The organism is Actinomycetota bacterium, assembly GCA_004297305.1.
Classification (GTDB): domain Bacteria; phylum Actinomycetota; class Actinomycetes; order S36-B12; family FW305-bin1; genus FW305-bin1.
This window is the reverse complement of record SCTR01000002.1, coordinates 165,173-185,697: the sequence shown is the minus strand read 5'-3', so window position 1 is coordinate 185,697 and position 20,525 is coordinate 165,173. Positions and strand designations below refer to the sequence as shown.

Below are 20,525 nucleotides of genomic sequence, written 5' to 3'. Positions count from 1 at the left end.
GACACCGGCGTCAGACCACCGGCGAGCGTCAGACCACGAGCGGGCGCGTCGAAGGCGAAATCGGCGAAGGCAGGTTCGTGCTGCCGGTCAGGTAGCGATCGACCGCCGCGGCTGCGGCGCGCCCCTCGGCTATCGCCCACACGATGAGCGACTGCCCACGGCCGGCGTCGCCGGCGACGTAGACACCCGGAACTGTCGAGGCATAGTCGTTGTCCCGCAAGATATTTCCCCGATCGTCGAGCTCGACGCCGAGCTGCTCGAGGAGCGGACCGCGCTCGGGCCCGGTGAACCCCATGGCGAGCAGGACCAGGTCGGCCCGGATCTCCCGCGAACTACCCGGCACCTCGCGGAAGCTGCCGTCAACGAACTCCACCTCGACCACCTGCAGCGCGCGGACCCGGCCCGCGGAGTCGGCGAGGAACGCCTTGGTGGACACCGCGAAGATGCGATCGCCGCCTTCCTCGTGCGCGCTGGATACCCGGTAGACGGCCGGATACGTCGGCCACGGCTGCGCCGCCGGACGCTGGTCGGACGGCGTCGGCAGGATCTCCAGCTGGGTGACCGACGCTGCGCCCTGCCGGTGCGACGTCCCGAGGCAGTCCGCCCCGGTGTCGCCGCCACCGATGATGACCACATGCCGCCCGGCGGCGTCGATCGGGGTGTCCTGAGCGTCGCCGGCCGACACCCGGTTAGCCAGCGGCAGGAACTCCATCGCCTGGTGGATGCCGGCCAGTTCCCGGCCTGGCACGGGCAGGTCGCGAGATGCCGTCGCGCCGACCGCCAGCACGATCGCGTCGTACTTGGCTCGCAGGTACTCCCCCGTCACGTCGGTGCCGACGTCGACGCCGGGCCGCAGCCGTACGCCTTCGGCCGTCAGCTGCTCCAGCCGGCGGTCAAGATGGTGCTTCTCCATCTTGAACTCGGGGATGCCGTATCGCAGCAGCCCGCCGATGCGGTCGGCACGCTCGTACACCGCGACGGTGTGCCCGGCGCGCGCCAGTTGTTGCGCGGCAGCCAGCCCCGCCGGCCCAGAGCCGACGACCGCGACGGTGCGGGTGGAAACCCGCCCGGGCGGCTGGGGGGTGATCCAGCCCGACTCCCAGGCCCGGTCGACGATCGAGACCTCGACCTGCTTGATGGTGACCGGGTCCTGGTTGATCCCCAGCACGCACGCCGTCTCGCACGGTGCCGGGCACAGCCGGCCGGTGAACTCCGGGAAGTTGTTGGTGGCGTGCAGCCGTTCGGCCGCGGCAGCCCAGTCGCTACGCCAGACCAGGTCGTTCCATTCGGGGATCAGGTTTCCCAGCGGACAACCGTTGTGACAGAACGGGATCCCGCAGTCCATGCAGCGACCGGCCTGCCGTTCGACCCGATCGGTCGAGAACGGCTCGTACACCTCGCGCCAGTCGGAGATCCGGACGTCCACCGGTCGCCGGGTCGGTAGCTCGCGACCGGTCGTCAGGAACCCGCGGGGGTCAGCCATGGGAAGCCTCCATGATCGCCTCGAGCACGTCGCGGCCTGCTCGCTCGGCCGCCTCCTGCGCCTGCAACACCCGCTTGTAGTCCTTGGGCATGATCTTGCTGAACCGCTCCACGGACTCCGGCCACGAAGCCAATAGCCCCTCGGCGACCCGGGAACCGGTCTCGTCGGCGTGCGCACGGATATGGCCCAGCAGAGCCGCGCGGTCGGCGTCGTCGAGCGGGTCGATGTCGACCATGTCGGGGTTGACCCGACCCGGCACCAGGTCGAGGACGTAGGCGACGCCCCCGGACATCCCGGCGGCGAAGTTGCGGCCGGTCGGCCCGAGCACGACGGCCGTACCGCCGGTCATGTACTCACACCCGTGGTCGCCGACGCCTTCCACGACTGCCAGCGCGCCGGAGTTGCGGACGCAGAAACGTTCGCCGACCAGACCACGCAGGAAGACCTCCCCGGACGTCGCGCCGTAGCCGATCACGTTGCCGGCGATGATGTTTCGTTCGGCGGCAAACCTGGCAGCCCGGTCCGGACGGACGACGATCCGGCCGCCGGACAGGCCCTTGCCCACGTAGTCGTTGGCGTCGCCCTCCAGCCGCAGCGTGATACCGCGCGGCAGGAACGCACCGAACGACTGCCCGCCGGACCCGACCAGCGTGAGATCGATCGTGCCGTCGGGCAACCCGTCCCCGCCGTGCCGACGGGTGACTTCCGAGCCGAGCATCGTGCCGACGGTCCGGTTGACGTTGCGAACCGCCAGTTGTGCCCGGACCGGGTCGCCGGACTCCAGCGCGGCCTGGCACAACGCGATGAGTTCGTTGTCCAGGGCGCGATCCAGGCCGTGGTCCTGGCGGATGACCTGGCGACGAGCCTGGGCCTCGTCGAGTTCGGGGACGTGCAGGATCGCCGTCAGGTCCAGGCCGGCGGCCTTCCAGTGGTCCACCGCCGCGGCGACGTCGAGCACCTCGGCGTGGCCGACCGCCTCGGCCACGGTGCGGAAGCCGAGTTCGGCGAGGCCGGCCCGGACCTCCTCGGCGATGTACTCGAAGAACGTCTCGACGAACTCAGGCTTGCCCGAGAACCGCTCGCGCAGCACCGGGTTCTGGGTGGCGATGCCGACCGGGCAGGTGTCGAGGTGGCATACCCGCATCATGATGCAGCCGGACACCACCAGCGGCGCCGTGGCGAAGCCGAACTCCTCGGCACCCAGCAGCGCCGCCACCAGGACGTCGCGCCCGGTCTTCAGCTGGCCATCGGCCTGCACGACGATGCGGTCGCGCAACCCGTTGAGCAGCAACGTCTGCTGCGTCTCTGCCAGCCCGAGCTCCCACGGCGACCCGGCGTGCTTGAGGCTGGTCAACGGCGCAGCGCCGGTGCCCCCGTCGTGCCCGGAGATCAACACGACGTCGGCGTGGGCCTTGGACACCCCGGCCGCCACGGTGCCGACTCCGACTTCGGCGACGAGTTTGACGTGGACGCGGGCGCGCGGGTTGGCGTTCTTGAGGTCGTGGATGAGCTGGGCGAGGTCTTCGATCGAGTAGATGTCGTGATGCGGCGGCGGGGAGATCAGCCCGACCCCGGGCGTCGAATGCCGTGTCTTGGCGACCCAGGGATACACCTTGTGTCCGGGCAGCTGACCGCCCTCACCGGGCTTGGCGCCCTGCGCCATCTTGATCTGGATGTCATCGGCGTTCACCAGGTAGTGACTGGTCACGCCGAACCGTCCGGAGGCGACCTGCTTGACCGCCGAGCGCTTCGAATCCCCGTTCGGGGCGGGGACGAACCGCTCCGGGTCCTCGCCGCCTTCGCCGGTGTTGGACTTGCCCCCCAACCGGTTCATCGCGATGGCCAGCGTCTCGTGCGCCTCCTGCGAGATCGAGCCGTACGACATCGCTCCGGTGGAGAACCGCTTCACGATCTCGCTGACCGGTTCGACCTCCGACAGCGGCACGGGCGGCCGTACGCCGGCCCGGAACCGGAACAGGCCGCGCAAGGTCATGAGGCGCTCGGACTGTTCGTTGACCCTGGCGGTGTACTGCTGGAACACGTCGAACCGCTTCGCGCGGGTGGAGTGCTGCAGCCGGAACACCGTCTCGGGGTCGAACAGGTGCGGCTCGCCTTCGCGCCGCCACTGATACTCCCCGCCGACCTCCAGGCTGCGGTGGGCCGGCGCGACGCCGCTGGGCGGGTAGGCCACCTGGTGCCGACGAGACACCTCGGCGGCCAGCACGTCCAGGCCGACCCCGCCGAGGGTCGATGACGTCCCGGTGAAGTAGCGGTCGACCACGTCGTGGGACAGACCGACACACTCGAAGATCTGCGCGCCCCGGTAGGACGCCACCGTGGAGACGCCCATCTTCGACATCACCTTCAGCACACCCTTGCCCAGCGCCTTCACCAGGTTGCGCTGCGCCTTCTCCGGCGAGATCCCGGTGATGACCTCGCGGTGGACCAGGTCCTCGACGGTCTCCATCGCCAGGTAGGGGTTCACCGCGGCCGCGCCGTAGCCGATCAGCAGGGCGACGTGGTGCACCTCGCGCACGTCGCCGGCCTCGACGACCAGGCCGACCATGGTGCGGGTCTTCTCGCGGACCAGATGGTGATGTACGGCGGCGCACAACAGTAATGACGGGATCGGCGCGAGTTCGACGTCGGCGTCCCGGTCGGTCAGGACGATGACGCGGTTGCCTTGCCGGATCAGCGCGTCGACCTCGTGGAAGATCTCCTGCAGCCGCCGTTCGAGCGCCGGACCGCCACCAGCGACCCGGTAGAGCCCGGAAACCTTGGCCGCGGCGAAGCCGGGCAGGTTGCCGTCCGCATTGATGTGCACGATCTTCGCGAGTTCGTCGTTGTCGATGACCGGGAACGGCAACAACAGCTGCCGGGCGTGCGCCGGGGCGACCTCCAGCAGGTTCCCCTCGGGCCCGAGATAGCTCTGCAGCGACGTCACGATCTCCTCGCGGATCGCGTCCAGCGGAGGATTCGTCACCTGGGCGAACAGTTGGGTGAAGTAGTCGAACACCAGCCGCGGCCGCTCGCTGAGAACCGCGATGGGGCTGTCGGTCCCCATCGAACCGATCGGTTCGGCACCGGTCCGGGCCATCGGCGTCAGCAGGACCCGCAGCTCCTCCTCGGTGTAGCCGAAGGTCTGCTGCCGGCGTACCACCGACGCCGCGGTGACCACGACGTGCTCGCGCTCGGGCAGTTCGTCCAGGTGGATGATGCCCGCGTGCAGCCACTCCGCATACGGCTGTGCCGCAGCGAGTTCGGCCTTGATCTCGTCGTCCTCGATGATTCGCCCGGCATCGGTGTCCACCAGGAACATCCGGCCCGGTTGCAGCCTGCCCTTGCGCACCACCCGCGCCGGGTCGATGTCGAGCACCCCCGCCTCGGAGCCGAGCACCACGAGGCCGTCGTCGGTGACCCAGAAGCGACCCGGCCGCAAACCGTTGCGGTCCAGCACCGCCCCGATGAGCCGCCCGTCGGTGAAGCACACGTTCGCCGGCCCGTCCCACGGCTCCATGAACGTCGCGTGGAACTCGTAGAACGCTCGCCGTGCCTCGTCCATCTCCTCGTGGTTCTCCCAGGCTTCCGGGATCATCATGAGGACCGCGTGCGGCAGGCTGCGGCCACCGAGGTGCAGCAGTTCCAGCACCTCGTCGAACGACGCGGAGTCGCTGGCTCCCGGCGTACAGACCGGGAACAGCCGGGTGAGGTCACCCGGCAGCTGCGACGAGGTCAGCATCGCCTCGCGGGCGTGCATCCAGTTGCGGTTGCCGCGCACGGTGTTGATCTCGCCGTTGTGGGCGATCAACCGGTACGGGTGCGACAACGGCCACGACGGGAACGTGTTGGTGGAGAACCGGGAATGCACCAGGCCGATGGCGCTGGCGAACCGCTCGTCGGACAGGTCGGGGTAGAACGCGGCGAGTTGCGCGGTGGTCAGCATCCCCTTGTAGACGATCGTGCGGGCCGACAGCGACGGGAAGTAGACGTCCGCCTCACGCTCGGCCCGCTTGCGCAAGCAGAACGCCTGACGCTCCAGCTCCATGCCGCCGGCGCCGCTGGCCGCGGCGACGAACAGCTGCCGGAAGCGCGGCATGACCTCGCGCGAGGTCTGCCCGAGCGAGCTGGCGTCGACCGGCAGCTCGCGCCAGCCGAGGACGACGAGGTCCTCTTCCTTGGCGATGCGCTCGACCGCGGCGATGGCCGCGTCCTCGGCGGCGTCGTCGGCCACGACGAACGCCGTGCCGACCGCGTACTCACCGGCTGCCGGCAGGGGGAAACCGGTGACCGCGCGCAGGAACGCGTCGGGCACCTGGACCAGGATGCCGGCCCCGTCGCCGGAGTCGGGCTCGGCCCCGGAGGCACCGCGATGGTCGAGGTTCTCCAGTGCCGTGATCGCCTGCGCGACGATCGTGTGCGACGCCGTGCCGTCCAGCTGCGCGACGAAGGCCACGCCGCACGCGTCGTGCTCGTGCTGGCCGTCGTAGAGGCCCTGGGGAGCCGGACGAGCACTGCGACCCTGGGGAGCCGGACGAGCACTGCGACCCTGGGGAGCCGGACGAGCACTGCGCATGAGGTCACCTTCACGTCGTCGGTCGTGCCACCGGCACGACGAGAGTGGCCGTGGTGGCGGTGCAGCGGCGTACGGTCCGGGCGGGCCGGGGCGGGAGGGTTCCCGAGCGGCGCAGCCCGGTTCGACACAGGCAGGGACGACGTTGGCCCGACCTGGGGAATGGTACTCAGCCGTCGACGGCTTCCCCAACGCCGATTCGACCGTCGTCCCACATGGTGGACACCGCCGCTGGCCAGGTGGCCAAGATCACCGCGCGGTGCCGCTCAGCCCACGGCGGATCCGATGAGGGCGCCGACGGCGTAGGTGACCCCGGCAGCGGCTGCGCTCACCAGCAGCTGGCGCAGCCCGCCGAACCACCACGATCGCACTGTGAGCCGGGAGACCAGGACACCGGCGCCGAACGCCGCCACGGCCGAGCACGCCAGCGAGATCGCCAGCGCCCGCGCGCCGAGCAGGTAAGGCAGTAGCGGAACCATGGCGCCCACGGCGAACGCGGCCAGCGATGACCAGGCGGCCCGCCAGGCCGACGGCAGCTCGGCCTCGACGAGGCCGATCTCCTCCCGGGCATGGACCTCCAGGGCGGTCTTGGGGTCCCGCGAGATCTGGCGGGCGACCTGCTCGGCGGTGGCGCGGTCGAGGCCCCGGCTCTCCCACAGCCGCGCCAGCTCAGCGGCCTCGGCCTCCGGGCTGCGAGACAACTCACGACGCTCGGCCTCGATCTCTGCGGCCGCCAGTTCGGACTGGCTGGAGACCGAGACGAACTCGCCGGCCGCCATGGAGAAGGATCCGGCCACCAGCCCGGCAAGACCCGCGATCAGGACCGCGGAGGGATCGGCACCGGCAGCGGCAGCACCACCGGCCACGCCCGCCATCAGGGCGACGTTGGACACCAGGCCGTCGGAGAAACCGAACACGGCGGGACGCAGCGAGCCGCCGGTGACGTCGCGATGGCCGTGGTGGTGTTCCGGGAACACCCGTGACCGGCCCGGCACCGGCTCAGCGCCCCTCAGCGAACCGCTCGGCCGGCGCGGCAGCACCGTCTCGGGCGGATTCGGCCGGCGCAGCCGCACCGTCCCCGGGAGGCTCGGTGTCCGGCTGGTCCGGGCCGGCCTCGTCCGGCGCGGCAGGCTGGCGCCCGGCGGCACGGCCGCGCAGCTGGTCGGGTGTCTCACGGCCGGGTCGCAGCCGGGCACTCACCACGAGGTACACCACCGCGCCGAGGCCGACCAGGACCGCGGTCCAGACGTTGAGGCGCAGGCCCAGCACCTGATTGGCCTCATCGATGCGCAGCAGTTCCCACCACAGCCGCCCGGCGCAGTAGAGGGCGACGTACAGCGCGAAGACCCGGCCGTGTCCCATACGGAATCGCCGGTCGGCGACGACCACGACACCGGCCGCGGCCAGGCACCACAGTGACTCGTACAGGAACGTCGGGTGGAAGGTCGCGACGTCGGCGAAACCGGCCGGACGATGGGCGACGTCGATCTGCAGTCCCCACGGCAGGTCGGTCGGCGAACCGAACAGTTCCTGGTTGAAGTAGTTGCCCCAGCGGCCGATTGCCTGGGCCAGCAGCAGCCCGGGCGCCAGCGCGTCGGCGAACGGCGGCAATGGGATCCCGCGACGCCGGCAGCCGATCCAGGCGCCGACGCCGCCCAACGCGATGGCACCCCAGATGCCGAGGCCGCCGTCCCAGATCCGCAGCGTCGCAACAACTCCGCGGCCGTCGGGACCGAAGTACAGCTGGTGGTCGGTGATCACGTGGTACAGCCGGCCCCCGATGATCCCGAACGGCACGGCCCAGATCGCCACGTCGCCGACGGTGCCGGGCAGGCCGCCCCGGGCCACCCAGCGCCGGCTCGCGACGACGATGGCCACCACGATCCCCGCCAGGATCGCCAGGGCGTAGGCCCGTACCGGGACCGGCCCGATCTCCCAGACGCCCTGCGACGGGCTGGGAATCGCGGCGATCAGCGCGGTCGGCACGGCGCTCACCCTACGACCGTGCCCGCCGCGTCATCGCCTGCCACAACGCCCGACCACCGCCCGGCCGGGCGGCGCTCACGACGCTCGGCGAGACCGGACCGACCACGACGCCGTGCGATCACGACTGTCCCGGTCACCCGGCTCCGCTCACGACGGCGAGACCGACGACGACGGCGTCCCCGCAGGCGTCGCGGTGGTGCCCGGCCCAGCCGCTGCCACCGCCGCGGTCAACGCCGTCATGTCGAACAGCGTCTGCCGCGGAAGCTCGGTGCCGTTGAGCACGGCCGTCGGCGTCCCGGCGATGCCGTCGTACTCGAACTGGGCCTGCGAGTTGGCCGGCCAGCTGCGATAGGTGCCGGCGGCCACGCATCGGTCGAAGGTGTCCCGGGCGGCTCCGGTGATGCCGGCGGTCGTGCCGAACGCCACCAGTTGCTGGTCGGTGAACCCGTCGCCTTCCCGCGCGGGCTGCGCGGCGAACACCGCGTTGTGGTACTCGATCCCCCGGCCCGCGTCGATGGCGCAACCCCAAGCCGCGACGGCACGGTTCGACGAGCCGTTGCGCAGGTTGAGGTCCAGGAAGGTCGCCGGGCGGTACACCAGGGTGACCTTGCCGGCATCGGCGAGCGCCTCGATCGCCGCGCCGTTCTGCCGCTCCAGCTGCCCGCAGACCGGGCACTGGAAGTCCTCCCACAGCTGCAGCACCGGGGCGCCCGGCGTCCAGCGATACGTCCAGCCGTACGGCTGGGCCCCCGTCGCCGGCATCACGCCGGCCGGCAGCGGTGCGCTGCTGTCGGTCGGGACCGGCGCCGGGGCATTCGCCCGCGACCGGACGAACAGGAACACGATGCCGGCCAGCACCGCGAGGACGACGACGATCCCGACGGCCCGGATCACCCGCTCGCGGCGCTGCTGCTGTTGCGCGGCTGCCGCTCGGGCGGCAGCCGCGGCGGCCGTCGCCGGGCGGGAGGGACGACTGCTCATGCCGACACCGCCTCGGCGTGCTCGGCGGCCGGCTCGCCGGTGACCGGCTGGCCCGGACCGGCCAGCGACAGCCGCGTGCGCGGCCAGGCCACCAGCCAGCAGGCCAGGCCGAGGAAGAGCAGGTCCCGCGCGATCTCCGAGGTGTAGCGCCAGACGAGGCCGTCGGTGGCGACGTCACCACCCCCGCCGAAGCAGCCGCAGTCGATGGAGTAGCCGCGCACCCAGACACTGACGATGCCGGCGACGAAACCGATCATGAGCACGGCGGTGACGGCCGCCGCGAGCCGGGTGAACAGCCCGGCCAGCAACGCGATGCCGAGCAGCACCTCCAGCACCGGCAGGCCCCAGCCGAGCGCGTCCGCCCACGACGCCGGGAAGATCCGGTAGGCGAGGATCGCGTCACGGGCGCCTTGCGGTGCGAAGAGCTTCGCCAGCCCGGCGTACAGCAGCACGGCGGCCAGCACCAGCCGGGCGAGCGTCCCGAGCCAGGGGTTGCCCCAGGTCCGGCGACCGGCGTACGGCGGCACGACCGGGCTCACCGCATCGCCGCGGCGCGCACGCCGTCGGCGAGCTGGGCGGCCAGCGCACTGACGCCCGCGACCGCCTCGGCCAGCGTCGCGGCGGCCGCCACCCGGCGGACGAATGCCGAGCCGACGATGACGCCGTCGGCGAACTGGGCGACCGCGGCGGCCTGGGCGCCGGTCGACACCCCGAGGCCGACCGCCACCGGCCGGTCGGTGACCTCGCGCAGGCGGCCGACCAGCCGCGGCGCGGCGTCGGAGACCGCGTCGCGAGCGCCGGTCACTCCCATGGTCGAGGCCGCGTAGACGAAGCCGGTGCTGACCTGTGCCACCACCGACAACCGAGTGTCGGTGGACGACGGCGCGGCCAGGAAGATCCGGTCGATCCCGGCACGGTCGGTGGCGGCGATCCAGGGGCCGGCCTCTTCGGGCGTCAGGTCGGGCGTGATGACGCCGGTGCCGCCGGCCGCAGCCAGTCCGTCGGCGAACTCCTCGACGCCGTAGCGCTCCACCGGATTCCAGTACGACATCACCAGGGTCGGGGCGCCGGTGGACGCGACTGCCTGCACAGTGGCAAGGACGTCGCTGGTCGTGGTGCCGTTCCGCAGCGCCTGTTCGGCGGCCGCCTGGATGACCGGCCCGTCCATCAGCGGATCGGAGTACGGCAGCCCGATCTCCACGATGTCGACTCCGGCGGCCACCATCGCCGTCACCACGCGAACCGCGCCGTCGTACGACGGGAAACCGGCCGGCAGGTAACCGATCAGCGCGGCGCGGCCCTCGGCGCGGGCCGCGGCGAAGACCGCCGCGAGCCCGGTCACCCGCGAACCTCGATGTCGCCGGTCAGGTCGAACCACCGAGCGGCCGTCTCGACATCCTTGTCGCCCCGGCCGGACAGGTTCACCAGGATCAGGGCGTCCGGCCCCAGCTCGCGGCCCAGCCGCATCGCGCCGGCCAGCCCGTGGGCGCTCTCGATGGCCGGGATGATGCCCTCGGTACGGCACAGCAGCCCGAAGGCTGCCATCGCCTCGGCGTCGTCCACCGGCTCGTAGCGGGCCCGCCCGGATTCGTGGAGCAGGGCATGGACCGGGCCGACGCCGGGATAGTCCAGGCCGGCGCTGATCGAGTGCGACGGCCGGGTCTGGCCGTCCTCGTCCTGCAGCACGTAGGTGCGCGCGCCGTGCAGGACGCCGGGCGAGCCGCCGCTGAAGCGCGCGGCGTGCTCCCCGGACTCGACGCCGTGCCCGCCGGCCTCGTAGCCGCACAGCTGCACCTGCGGGTCGTCCAGGAAGCCGCTGAAGATGCCCATCGCGTTGGATCCGCCACCGACGCAGGCGGCGACCGCGTCGGGCAGCCGGCCGGTCAGCTCGAGCACCTGGGCCCGTGCCTCCGTACCGATCACCCGATGGAACCAGGCGACCAGTTCGGGGAACGGTGCCGGCCCGGTGACCGTGCCCAGCACGTAGTGGGTGTCCTCGACCGCGGTGACCCAGTCCCGCATCGCCTCGTTGATCGCGTCCTTCAGGGTGGCGCTGCCGGCGGCGACCGCGATCACCTCGGCGCCCAGCAGCCGCATGCGCGCCACGTTCAGTGCCTGCCGCCGGGTGTCCTGCTGGCCCATGTAGACCGTGCACTGCAGGCCCAGCAGCGCTGCGGCGGTCGCCGTGGCGACGCCGTGCTGTCCGGCCCCGGTCTCGGCGATGACGCGGGACTTGCCCATCCGGCGGGTGAGCAGGGCCTGGCCGAGCACATTGTTGATCTTGTGCGATCCGGTGTGGTTGAGGTCTTCGCGCTTCAGCAGCACCCGCGCCCCACCGCAGTGCTCGGCGAACCTGGCGACCTCGGTCACCGGGCTCGGCCGGCCGGTGTAGCTGCGCTGCAGCTCGTCGAGTTCGGCGGTGAACGCCGGATCGGCCACCGCGGAACGGAACACCGCGTCCAGTTCGTCGAGGGCGGCCATCAGCGCCTCGGGGACGAACCGCCCGCCGTAGCGACCGAAATGGCCGGTGCTGTCCGGCGACCAGGGTGCGGCGCCGGTCGCCGTCGCGTCGGGGGTCGGGGGCGGGGAATCCATGCGTCGCAGCCTAGTTGGCTCCCCGCGGCCGGGACGGAGCCGCGTGCGGGTCAGCCGCGGGCGTGCTTGATGGCCGGGTGCGCCCCGGCGGTGACCAGGTCGTGGACGGCGGCTCGCGGATCCTGTCCGACGACGAGGCTCTCCCCGACCAACACCGCGTCCGCTCCGGCGTTGGCGTAGGCGATCAGGTCGTGCGGCCCCCGCACCCCGGACTCGGCGACCCGTAGGCAGCGGTCGGGAATGCGGGGCGCGAGCCGGGCGAACGTGGTCCGGTCCACCTCGAGCGTCTTGAGGTTGCGCGCGTTGACGCCGATGACCGTCGCGCCGGCATCCAGCGCGCGGTCGACCTCCTCGGCGTCGTGGACCTCGACGAGGGTGGCCAGGCCGATCGAGGCGGCGCGCTCGATCAGGCTCACCAGGGCCAGCTGCGGCAGTGCGGCGACGATGAGCAGCACGACGTCGGCGCCGTACGCCCGGGCCTCCCAGAGCTGATAGCTCCCGACGATGAAGTCCTTGCGCAACACCGGGATATCCACCGCGGCGCGGACCGCCGCGAGGTCGGCCAGGCTGCCGCCGAACCGGCGTTCCTCCGTCAGCACGCTGATGACGTGGGCACCGCCGGCCTCGTAGTCGCAGGCCAACGCGGCCGGGTCCGCGATCGCCGCCAGTTGCCCCTTGCTCGGACTGGACCGCTTGACCTCGGCGATGACCTGCACCCCGTCGGCCGACAGCACCGACCGCAGGTCGCGGGCCGCCGGCCGGCGGTCGGCGAGGGCCTTCAGCTGGTCGAGCGGAGTCGTTGCCATGCGTGACTCGAGATCGGCACGGACTCCCGCCACGATGTCGTCGAGCACCGTCACGCCGTCCCCCTCTCGAACGCCGTTGGTCATCGGTCCGACCGAGGGTAGCCGCCAGGCAGTGGCCCCCCGCCCTGGCCCCCGGGCAGCCGGACGGTGAACCGAGCGCCGCCCTCGGGCGCGACGCCGGCCACGGCGTGCCCACCCAACCGCTGCGCCAGGCTGCCGACCAGGGCGAGGCCGACGCCACTGCCCACGGTCCGCACACCGCGGTAGCGGGCGTACAACGCGGCGGGTTCGAAAGCGACGGCGAGGTCGTCCGCGGTGAGGCCCGGCCCGCCGTCACGCACCTCGACCACGAACCACCCGTCGCCGTCCGGGCGCAACGCCAGCACGACGGGCCGTCCGGCCGGGGTCACCCGCAGCGCGTTCTCGGCGAGGTTGTCCACGATCTGCCGCAACCGCACCGGATCGGTACGAACCAGCACGGGCGCAGGCAGTTCCGCGTGCCAGGTGATACCGGCCCGGGCGCACCGCACCCGCCAGACCTCCGCAGCGTCCGCACCGAAACTCGCCAGGTCCAGCTCGACCGGGTCGACCCGGAAGTCCGCGGCGCCCAGCCGCGCGAGGTCGAGCAGATCGGCCACCAGCCGGTCCAGCCGTTCGGCTTCGGCGCGCATGGTCGCCCCGGTCCGGGTGACGTCGTCCGGTGCGACGACCCCGTCCGACAGGGCCTCGGCGTAGCCGCGGACGGCGGTGAGCGGCGTCCGCAACTCGTGGGAGACGGACAGCAGGAACTCGCGCTGCCGCCCCTCGCTGGCCGCCAGGGCCGCCGACAGCCGGTTCAGTGACTCGGCGATCTCCGCGACCTCCGCGGGTCCCTCCGGAACCAGTTGGACGTCCCGCTCCCCTGCCGACATCCGGTTGGCCGCATCGGCCGCCGACCGCAGTGGCCGGGTGAGGCGGCGGGCCGCCAACACTCCGATCACCACGGCGATCGCCAGCCCGATCACCAGGGCCACGGCCAATCGTCGTACCGCGTCGTCGGCCGGTTGCGAGGCGATCGACGCCGGCTGCACCAACACGACGCTGAGGCCCGCCCCCAGCGGCCGGCCTTCGAGGAAGACCTCGCCCTGGTCGGTGGCGGCCGTCGTGGACACGTCCAGCCCTGCCGCGAGTTGGGCCGCCACCAGCGGGCTGACGACCTCCGGCCGGCCGAGCCCGGGCCCGACGACGTACGCCTCGCTGACGGACTGGGCGGCCAGCAGTTGCCGCAGCCGAGGATCCAACGTGTCCGGCGGCCGGGGGCCGTCCAAGGTCGCCGCGACGAGGTCGGCCAGGTCGCCCAGGGTGCTGCGCGCCTGGGCCACCGCAGCGTTGCGGACCAACGGGATCGACACCAGCCCGGCCACGACGACCGCGACAGCGGCGACGACGGCCATGGCCACGACGGTGCGCGACGTCAGGCTCGCCCGCCGGCGTCCCGGCCGCGAGCTGTCCGCCCCGGACGGTCGGCTGGCCGGATCCGGTCCCGACGTCAGGGCCACGGCTCGTCGTCCGGCGAGCCCGACGTCGACCCGGCCATCGACGCACCGTCGACGACGGCGTCCGCGGCGTACCCCACGCCGCGCACTGTGCGGATCGGGCTGGCCTCGCCGAGCTTCCCGCGTACCTGCGCGACGTGGACGTCGACGGTGCGCGTCCCGACGACCGAGGAGTAGCCCCATACCTCCGACAGCAGCTGCTCGCGGCTGAGCACCCGGCCGGGACGCGCCATCAGGTGGGCGAGGAGGTCGAATTCCGTTGCGGTCAGCGTGATTTCGCGGGTGTCGTCGACCACCACGCGATGCCGGCCACGGTCGAGGGTCACCCGGCCCACCGTCATGACCGCGCCGCCCTCCTCCGGCCGGGTCACCCGGCGGACCACGGCCTTGACCCGGGCGACCAGTTCGCGCGGGCTGAACGGCTTGGTGACGTAGTCGTCGCCGCCCAGCTCCAGACCCAGCACCCGGTCGACTTCGTCGTCGCGCGCGGTGCAGAAGATCACCGGCGTCCAGTCCCCGTCGGCCCGCAGTCGTCGGCAGACCTCGGTCCCGTCCAGCTCGGGGAGGCCGACGTCCAGGACGATCACCACGGGGTGCAGCGAACGGGCAGCGGCCAGGCCGCCGCGGCCGTCGTGCTCGACGTGCACCCCGAAACCCTCGCGGGTCAGGTACATGCGGATCAGGTCGGCGATGGGCCGCTCGTCTTCCACGACGAGGACCAGGCCGCGGACGTCAGTGGCTGGCACGCGGCTCAGCGTGTCAGACGCCGGCCACGCCGGTCGTCTCCGACATCACCGGGTCGGATCTTCGCCGCGGTCCAGCGCGTCCCACTGGCCCTGCGGCGTGGTGGTGTCGGCCGGAGCGGCGGCGCCGCGGCGCTCGTAGCGGCGGCTCATCACCGGCCACTGCGGACCGCACCAGCAGGTGACCGCCCCGGCGACCGCCAGCAGTCCCGCCGCCACGAGCAGCAGCACCCACCACGCACTTCCGCTCACCACGGCCGTGGCTCCCACCGCCGTCGCCGGGGCGCCGTCGGAAACCACTGTGACCGGGCCGTAGTCGCGGGTCAGCACCGCGACATCCGGACCGGACCGGCCGGTGGTGACGGCCAGGACCAGCAGCGGGATCGCCCCGGCCACCACGAGCAGGCCCAGCAGTCGCCGCGCGAAGCCGCGGGTGGCCACGACGGCCAGCGCCACCGCGAGGGCGGCCACCCCGAGCGCGGCGCCCCACGGGTGCAGCGCGCTGCCGGCGTACGTCGCCGTCGTCACCGGAGCCGACGGGCCCAGCCGCAACTGGACGAACAGCCAGGGCCGGCCGAGGGCCAGCAGGGTGAGTGCGCCACCGGCCAGCAGCCCTCCCAACGCGAGCAGGTAGCCGCGTCGACCGGTCACCCGCCACCGCCGGGCGAGCGAAGCGTCGCGGCGACCGCCACCGCGCGCAGCACGGCAGCGGCCTTGGCGCGGCACTCCTGGTCCTCGGTGGCCGGGTCGGAGTCCGCGACGATGCCGGCGCCTGCCTGCACGTAGGCGACGCCGTCGCGGATCACCGCGGTCCGGATCGCGATGGCGGTGTCGAGGTCGCCGGCGAAGTCGAGGTACCCGACGACCCCGCCGTACAGTCCGCGCCGCGCCGGTTCGAGCTCGTCGATGATCTGCATGGCGCGCACCTTGGGTGCGCCGGACAGCGTGCCGGCCGGGAAGGTTGCGGCCAGGGCGTCGTACGCCGTGCGGCCCGGCGCGAGCCGGCCGACCACCGTCGAGACGATGTGCATGATGTGGGAGTACCGCTCGATCTCCATGAACGCCGCGACCTCCACCGATCCGGCGGCACAGACCCGGCCCAAGTCGTTGCGGCCCAGGTCGACCAGCATCAGGTGCTCGGCGAGTTCCTTGGCGTCGGCGAGCAACTGGTCGGCCAGCGCCGCGTCCTCCGCCTCGGTCGCCCCGCGCGGCCGGCTCCCGGCGATCGGATGCATCACCGCCTGGCCGTCGGTGACCGTGACCAGCGCTTCGGGCGAGGACCCGACGACGTCGAAACCCACCTGCGCCGGCACGCCACCGTCGGCCGCGGTACCGGCGACCGGGATCCGCAACAGGTACATGTACGGACTCGGGTTGGTCACCCGCAGGATGCGGTACACGTCCAGGGCACTGGCCGGGCACGGGGCCTCGAACCGTTGGGACAGCACGATCTGGAAGGCGTCGCCGGCCCGGATGTACTCCCGGGACCGCTCGACGCCGGCCAGGTACGCCGCGCGCTCGGTCCGCGCGGTCACGTCGGCCGCGGCGTCCGGGTCGTAGGCCGCGACGGTGGACCCGGCGGGCTGAGCGAGATCCCGCTGCATCCGGTCCAGCCGGGCGACCGCGTCCCGCCACGCGGCGTCGACGGCCGCGGGGTCCGCCGTACCGCTGCCGTCGGAGTTGCGGTCGGCATTGCCGTCGGCGCCGCTGACGTTGGTATCGCTGACGTTGGCGTCGATGACGTTGGCGACCAGCAGGACCGAGCCGTCGGAGTGGTCGAGGACGGCCAGGTCGGCAGCCAGCAGCAGGGCCACCTCGGGGATGGCGAGTTCGTCCGGGTTGTTGTCCGGCAGACGTTCCCAACGCCGGACCGCGTCGTACGCCAGCAGCCCGACCATCCCCGACGTCAGCGGCGGCAGGCCCGCCAGGCGCTCGGTGTGCAGCAGCGAGACCGTGTCCCGCAACGCTTCCAGCGGATCGCCGCCGGTCGGGACGCCGGCCGGCGGGGTACCGATCCAGGTCGCCTGCCCGTCGACCGCAGTCAGCATCGCCGGGCACCGGACGCCGACGAAGGAGTAGCGCGACCAGGTGCGGCCGTTCTCGGCGGACTCCAGCAGGAACGTGCCGGCCCGCTCGCCGGCGAGCTTGCGGTACAGCCCCACCGGGGTTTCACCGTCGGCGAGGAGTCGCCGCACGACCGGGATCACCCGGCGGCGGCCGGCCAGCGCCCGGAAGGCCGGCAGGTCGGGCGTCGCGTCGCCGGTGAACGTGGCCGCGATGCTGTCCGCGGCGGCCCCGAGGACGCTCACGCGGGACCTCCGGCGGCGAGGTCGTGCTGGTCGATCGCCCCGCGCAGCAGCACGTCGGCGTCGAAACAGGTGCGGTCACCGGTGTGGCAGGCGGCGCCGGCCTGATCGACCTGGAGCAGCACGGTGTCGCCGTCGCAGTCCAGCCGGACCTCCTTCACCGACTGCACATGACCGGACGTCTCGCCCTTGACCCACAGCCGCTGCCGGCTCCGGCTGAAGTAGGTGGCCCGGCCGCTGGTGAGGGTGCGGTGCAGCGCCTCGTCGTTCATCCAGGCGACCATGAGTACCTCGCCGGTGTCCCACTGCTGGGCTACGGCGACCACCAGGCCGTTCGCGTCCCGCTTGAGCCGGGCCGCGACAGCGGGGTCGAGTGCGGGCTGCCCCGTCGTCGCGGCTACGTCGGTCACGCGGTCATTGTGCCGGTGCCGTCGCGGCCCACCGCCACCGACTTCTGGCCGTCCGGCCGGTGCGTCGCCACGTCCGGTTGGTCGGCGCGGCGCCCGGTCGTGCTGCGTGGATCGCGGGCGGCGCCCATGATCGTGACCATGGATGCACGCTGGGCTCGCTCGGAACGCCGTGGCTACGCGGACGCGCTGGCCGCGGCCGGTCCGCTGGCACCGACGCGATGCGCGGGCTGGAGCACCCGGGATCTGGCCGCGCACACCGTGATCCGCGATTCCCGGCCTGACGCGATGCCCGGAATCGTGGTGCCTGTCCTGGCCGGCTGGACGCAGCGCGTGCAACAGGACGTCGCGACGTGGCCGTGGCAGCAGCTGCTCGACCGGGTCCGGTCCGGGCCGCCCTGGTGGTCACCGGTCCGGCTGGCGCCGATCGACGCGGCAACCAACACCGTGGAGATGTTCGTCCATCACGAGGATGTGCGCCGGGCGCAGCCCGGCTGGACGCCCCGCAGCCTGCCCGCGGCCGAGGCAGACGCGTTGTGGCACACCGTCACGCGGTCGGCGCGGCTGGCGTTGCGCGGCTGTCCGGTCGGGGTGTGGCTGCAACGGGATCCGGGCCGGGCGCCCCGGCGCGGCCACGGCAGTGATCCGTCGGTCACGCTGTGGGGCCCCTCACCGGAGATCGTGCTGGCCGTCTACGGCCGCTCCCGCAACCAGGCCGAGGTGTTGGGCGAACCCGACGCGGTTGCGGCATTCCGGTCGTGGCGGTACGCCGACGCGCCGGACTGACGACGCTTCACCGGACCGGTCTGCCTCAGCGGACCTCGACGCCGCCCGACCGCAGCGCCGCCTTCACCTGCGCCAGCGTGAGTTCGCCGAAGTGGAAGACGCTCGCGGCCAGCACCGCGTCAGCGCCGGCTCGCACCGCGGGCAGGAAGTCGCCGACGGCGCCGGCACCCCCGCTGGCGATGACCGGGACGTCCACGACGGCCCGCACCGCCTCGATGAGGGGGAGGTCGAAACCGTCCCGGGTGCCGTCGGCGTCCATCGAGTTCAGCAGGATCTCGCCGGCACCGAGTTGGGCGGCGCGTCGCGCCCAGTCCACCGCGTCCACCCCGGTGCCGCGCCGCCCGCCGTGGGTGGTCACCTCGAAACCGCTGCCGGTCACGTGCTGCGGCCCGCAGCGGCGGGCGTCGATCGACAGCACCACGCACTGCGCGCCGAATCGCGCTGCCGCGTCGGTGAGCAACTGCGGCCGTTGCAACGCGGCCGTGTTGACTCCCACCTTGTCCGCGCCGGCCCGCAGCAGTCGGTCGAAATCGTCGACGGTGCGCACGCCGCCGCCCACGGTCAGCGGGATGAACACCTGCTCGGCGGTGCGGGACACCACGTCGTACGTGGTCTGCCGGCCACCGCTGGACGCGGTGATGTCGAGGAACACCAACTCGTCGGCACCGGCCGCGTCGTACGCCTTGGCCAGTTCCACCGGATCGCCGGCGTCCCGCAGCGCGACGAAGTTGACGCCCTTGACGACTCGACCGGCGTCGACGTCGAGACACGGGATGACCCGGACCGCGACGGTCACCGGACCGACGCCGCTCCGGCGACCTCGGCGAGCGCCTCCTGCAATGTGAAAGCCTTGGCATACAACGCCTTCCCGACGATGCACCCCTCCACCCCGAGGTCGACCAGCCCGGCCAGGGCCGACAGGTCGGCCAACGAGGAGACTCCCCCGCTGGCGACGACCGGTCGATCGGTGGCCGCGCACACCTGGCGGAGCAGGTCGAGGTTGGGGCCGGCCAGCGTGCCGTCCTTGGTCACGTCGGTCACGACGTACCGGGCGCAACCGTCGCGATCGAGGCGGGCCAGGGTGTCGAACAGCTCGCCGCCCTGCTGGGTCCAGCCACGCGCCGCCAGCGTCGTACCCCGCACGTCGAGGCCCACCGCGATCCGGTCGCCGAACTCGGCGATGGCCGCCGCGCACCACTGCGGGTTCTCCAGCGCCGCGGTGCCGATGTTGACCCGCCGGCATCCGGTGGCCAGCGCGGACCGAAGGGACTCGTCGTCGCGGATGCCGCCGGACAACTCCACGGCCACGTCCAGCCGGCCGACCACCGACGCCAGCAGCGCACGGTTGCTGCCGCGCCCGAACGCCGCGTCGAGGTCGACCAGGTGGATCCATTCGGCGCCGGCCTCCTGCCAGGCCAGGGCCGCCTGCCAGGGGTCGCCGTACGACGTCTCCGACCCGGCCTCGCCCTGCACCAGCCGGACGGCGGTGCCATCGGCAACATCGACAGCGGGCAACAACTGCAGGACGTCGGCCATGGTCGGCGACCCTATCGAGCCGGGCCCGACGGCACGGTTGCCAGCCAGTTGCGCAGGACGGCCGCTCCCGCGTCACCGCTCTTCTCGGGATGGAACTGGGTGGCCCACAGCGGCCCGTTCTCGACCGCGGCGACGAACGGCTCGTCGTGCCGCGACCAGCTCACCCGGGCCGGCGACAGGGCGGGAGCCGAATCGCCCAAGGTCCACCGCAGGACGCCGTAGGAGTGCACGAAATAGAACCGCTCGGCCGCGACGCCGGCGAACAGTTGCGAACCCTCGGCCACCTCCACGGTGTTCCACCCCATGTGGGGCAACACCTGGGCGTGCAGTCGTTCCACGACTCCGGGCCACTCCCCGAGTCCCTCGGTCCGGACGCCGTGCTCCACCCCGAGTTCGAACAACACCTGCATCCCGACGCAGATCCCGAGTACCGGCCGGCCGCCGGCGAGCCGGCGACCCACCACCTGGTCGCCTCGAACCGCCCGGATGCCGCGGATGCACGCCTCGTACGCCCCGACCCCCGGCACTACGAGGCCGTCCGCGGCCATCGCCGCGTCGAAGTCGGCGGTCACGCTGACCTGCGCACCGGCGCGTTCCAGCGCCCGCTGCGCGGACCGCAGGTTGCCCGAGCCGTAGTCGAGGACGACCACCTGGGGTCGGCTCACGGTTGCCACGCCCAGAGTCCGGCGCCGAGCAGGCTGAGGGCGGCCATGACGCCGACGACGGCGGCGCCGCCACGGTGACCCTGGCGAGCCAGGCTGTACACCCCACCGGCCAGGAAGGCCGTGAGG

The 20,525-nt window shown here is 72.7% G+C and carries 18 protein-coding genes; 1 reads left to right on the top strand and 17 read right to left on the bottom strand.

Annotated features, from left to right (window positions below; genetic code table 11):
* Positions 1-28 precede the first annotated feature (28 nt).
* The 14 genes from EPO13_01255 to hisI all read right to left on the bottom strand — a co-directional run bounded on the left by EPO13_01255 (position 29) and on the right by hisI (position 17,415).
* Complete coding sequence (locus EPO13_01255) at positions 29-1,483, bottom strand: glutamate synthase subunit beta (GenBank protein TAK71148.1); 1,455 nt, start codon at positions 1,481-1,483, stop codon at positions 29-31.
* Complete coding sequence (locus tag EPO13_01250) at positions 1,476-6,056, bottom strand: glutamate synthase large subunit (GenBank protein ID TAK71147.1); 4,581 nt, start codon at positions 6,054-6,056, stop codon at positions 1,476-1,478. Before EPO13_01250 ends, EPO13_01255 begins: the two co-directional genes overlap by 8 nt.
* 263 nt (positions 6,057-6,319) lie before the next feature.
* Positions 6,320-7,048: a hypothetical protein gene (locus EPO13_01245; GenBank protein ID TAK71146.1), complete on the bottom strand. Its 729-nt coding sequence runs from the start codon at positions 7,046-7,048 to the stop codon at positions 6,320-6,322.
* A 4-nt stretch (positions 7,049-7,052) separates the two neighbouring features.
* Complete coding sequence (locus EPO13_01240) at positions 7,053-8,027, bottom strand: prolipoprotein diacylglyceryl transferase (protein ID TAK71203.1); 975 nt, start codon at positions 8,025-8,027, stop codon at positions 7,053-7,055.
* A gap of 159 nt (positions 8,028-8,186) precedes the next feature.
* Positions 8,187-9,020, bottom strand: a complete 834-nt coding sequence (locus EPO13_01235) for a hypothetical protein (GenBank protein TAK71145.1) — start codon at positions 9,018-9,020, stop codon at positions 8,187-8,189.
* Positions 9,017-9,559: a DoxX family membrane protein gene (locus EPO13_01230; protein ID TAK71144.1), complete on the bottom strand. Its 543-nt coding sequence runs from the start codon at positions 9,557-9,559 to the stop codon at positions 9,017-9,019. The genes EPO13_01235 and EPO13_01230 overlap by 4 nt, the downstream gene beginning before the upstream one ends.
* A complete protein-coding gene (locus tag EPO13_01225; protein TAK71143.1) occupies positions 9,556-10,545 on the bottom strand; it encodes a tryptophan synthase subunit alpha in 990 nt (329 codons plus the stop codon). Before EPO13_01225 ends, EPO13_01230 begins: the two co-directional genes overlap by 4 nt.
* Positions 10,359-11,615: a tryptophan synthase subunit beta gene (gene trpB / locus EPO13_01220; GenBank protein ID TAK71142.1), complete on the bottom strand. Its 1,257-nt coding sequence runs from the start codon at positions 11,613-11,615 to the stop codon at positions 10,359-10,361. Before trpB ends, EPO13_01225 begins: the two co-directional genes overlap by 187 nt.
* Before the next feature lie 50 nt (positions 11,616-11,665).
* A complete protein-coding gene (gene trpC / locus EPO13_01215; GenBank protein TAK71202.1) occupies positions 11,666-12,475 on the bottom strand; it encodes an indole-3-glycerol phosphate synthase TrpC in 810 nt (269 codons plus the stop codon).
* 26 nt (positions 12,476-12,501) lie between these two features.
* Positions 12,502-13,854, bottom strand: coding sequence for a HAMP domain-containing histidine kinase (locus EPO13_01210; protein TAK71141.1), 1,353 nt, complete (start codon positions 13,852-13,854; stop codon positions 12,502-12,504).
* Between the two features lie 95 nt (positions 13,855-13,949).
* Positions 13,950-14,702 (bottom strand): response regulator transcription factor, encoded by a 753-nt coding sequence (locus EPO13_01205; protein TAK71140.1) that lies wholly within the window; start codon positions 14,700-14,702, stop codon positions 13,950-13,952.
* A gap of 45 nt (positions 14,703-14,747) precedes the next feature.
* Entirely contained in the window at positions 14,748-15,425 is a 678-nt protein-coding gene (locus EPO13_01200; GenBank protein TAK71139.1) for a hypothetical protein, read from the bottom strand.
* A complete protein-coding gene (locus EPO13_01195) occupies positions 15,347-16,978 on the bottom strand; it encodes an anthranilate synthase component I (GenBank protein ID TAK71201.1) in 1,632 nt (543 codons plus the stop codon). The genes EPO13_01200 and EPO13_01195 overlap by 79 nt, the downstream gene beginning before the upstream one ends.
* Positions 16,979-17,004: 26 nt before the next feature.
* Positions 17,005-17,415 carry a phosphoribosyl-AMP cyclohydrolase gene (gene hisI, locus EPO13_01190; protein ID TAK71138.1) on the bottom strand — a complete coding sequence of 137 codons (411 nt, stop codon included), beginning with the start codon at positions 17,413-17,415 and terminating at the stop codon, positions 17,005-17,007.
* 138 nt (positions 17,416-17,553) lie between these two features.
* Here hisI and EPO13_01185 point away from each other — a divergent pair, with 138 nt between their 5' ends.
* Positions 17,554-18,198 carry a TIGR03085 family protein gene (locus EPO13_01185; protein TAK71137.1) on the top strand — a complete coding sequence of 215 codons (645 nt, stop codon included), beginning with the start codon at positions 17,554-17,556 and terminating at the stop codon, positions 18,196-18,198.
* A 25-nt stretch (positions 18,199-18,223) separates the two neighbouring features.
* On the opposite strand, the gene hisF is transcribed toward EPO13_01185, so the two are convergent.
* The 3 genes from hisF to hisH are packed head-to-tail and all read right to left on the bottom strand — an operon-like array spanning position 18,224 to position 20,399.
* On the bottom strand, positions 18,224-18,994 hold the full coding sequence (gene hisF, locus EPO13_01180; GenBank protein TAK71136.1) for an imidazole glycerol phosphate synthase subunit HisF: 771 nt from the start codon (positions 18,992-18,994) through the stop codon (positions 18,224-18,226).
* Positions 18,991-19,734 carry a bifunctional 1-(5-phosphoribosyl)-5-((5-phosphoribosylamino)methylideneamino)imidazole-4-carboxamide isomerase/phosphoribosylanthranilate isomerase PriA gene (gene priA, locus EPO13_01175; GenBank protein ID TAK71135.1) on the bottom strand — a complete coding sequence of 248 codons (744 nt, stop codon included), beginning with the start codon at positions 19,732-19,734 and terminating at the stop codon, positions 18,991-18,993. The genes hisF and priA overlap by 4 nt, the downstream gene beginning before the upstream one ends.
* Positions 19,735-19,745: 11 nt before the next feature.
* Positions 19,746-20,399 (bottom strand): imidazole glycerol phosphate synthase subunit HisH, encoded by a 654-nt coding sequence (gene hisH, locus EPO13_01170; protein ID TAK71134.1) that lies wholly within the window; start codon positions 20,397-20,399, stop codon positions 19,746-19,748.
* Positions 20,400-20,525: the final 126 nt, after the last annotated feature.